We start from the raw sequence: 1,301 nt of genomic DNA, 5'->3' as shown, positions 1-1,301 counted from the left end.
CACCGTGACCCTGACCAGCAAGGATGGCTTGCCGGTTACTGGCCACCAGGGCCTGACCTTTACGCTCACCGACGGCACTGTCGTCGAAGTGGCCAAGGGCAGTGCTGCCGGTACCGCCACCATCACCGCCAACGATGACGTGTATGTCGGTGGCCAGCCGGCTATCGCCCAAACGATCACTGGTGTGACTGGCGATGCGGTCTTCGAGAACCTGATCACTGCTGGCAGCACCAACACAGTCGTCACTGACGAACCGGGAACTCCAGGTAATCCGGGTACCCCTGGCACGCCGAACGCTGGCGACCAGATCGCCGTCTCGATCGTCAGCAATGGCAACGTCACCGAAGCCGAGCAGCCGGTCTTCACCGTGCGCGTCAACCAGGTCCTGGACCGTGACCTCACCGTTACCCTGACCAATGGCGCCAAGGTGGTGATCGCTGCGGGCCAGACCGAAGCCACCTACCGCACCGATGCCCAGGGCGAAGACGTGTTCAAGGATGCTGGTTCCCTGACTGTCGGCATCACCGATGCCACCGTTGACGGCCAGACCTTCGAAAACCTGCAGCTGGGTGGCTCGGCCACCGTGCAGATCGCCGACACCATCAACGAAGTGGTCGCCACGCTCACGGCTGACAAGACCACCGTCACCGAAGGTGGCCAGATCACCTACACCGTCACCTTGATCAGCAAGGACGGCCTGCCGGTGACCGGTCACCAGGGCATGACCTTCACCCTCGAAGGCGGCGGTCTCATCACCATCGAGGCAGGCAAGGCCAGCGGCACCTATGTGCTGACCACGGCCGACGATGTCTACGTCGGCGGCCAGCCTGTCATCAACAAGTCGATCACTGGCATCACCGGTGGCAACGTCTTCGAGAAGTTGTCGACCTCGGGCTACACCTGCACCACGGTCACTGACGAAACCGGTACCCCGAATAACCCAGGTACCCCAGGCACACCAAATGGCGGCGACCAGGTTTTGGTCAGCATTGTCAGCAACGGCAACGTCACCGAAGCCCAGCAGCCGGTCTTCACCGTGCGCGTCAACCAGGTCCTGGACCGTGACCTCACCGTTACCCTGTCCAATGGTGACAAGGTCGTGATCGCCGCAGGCCAGACCGAAGTCGAGTACCGTGCCACCGCCCAAGGTGATGACGTCTTCAAGGACGCCGGCTCGCTAACCGTTGGTATCACCGATGCCACCGTTGATGGCCAGACCTTCGAAAACCTGCAGCTGGGTGGCTCCGCCACCGTGCAGATCGCCGACACCATCAACGATGTCGTGGCGACCCTGACCGCTG

1 protein-coding gene is annotated in these 1,301 nt (G+C 62.3%); it reads left to right on the top strand.

All coding sequences use genetic code 11. From position 1 onward, the window contains the following. Nucleotides 1-1,301, top strand: a 1,301-nt coding sequence (locus G7009_RS27260; protein WP_375139577.1) for an immunoglobulin-like domain-containing protein, incomplete at both ends; no start/stop codon positions are given.

Source organism: Pseudomonas capeferrum, from assembly GCF_013523055.1.
Classification (GTDB): Bacteria; Pseudomonadota; Gammaproteobacteria; order Pseudomonadales; family Pseudomonadaceae; genus Aquipseudomonas; species Aquipseudomonas capeferrum_A.
This window is presented reverse-complemented; position numbering and strand designations above follow the sequence as displayed.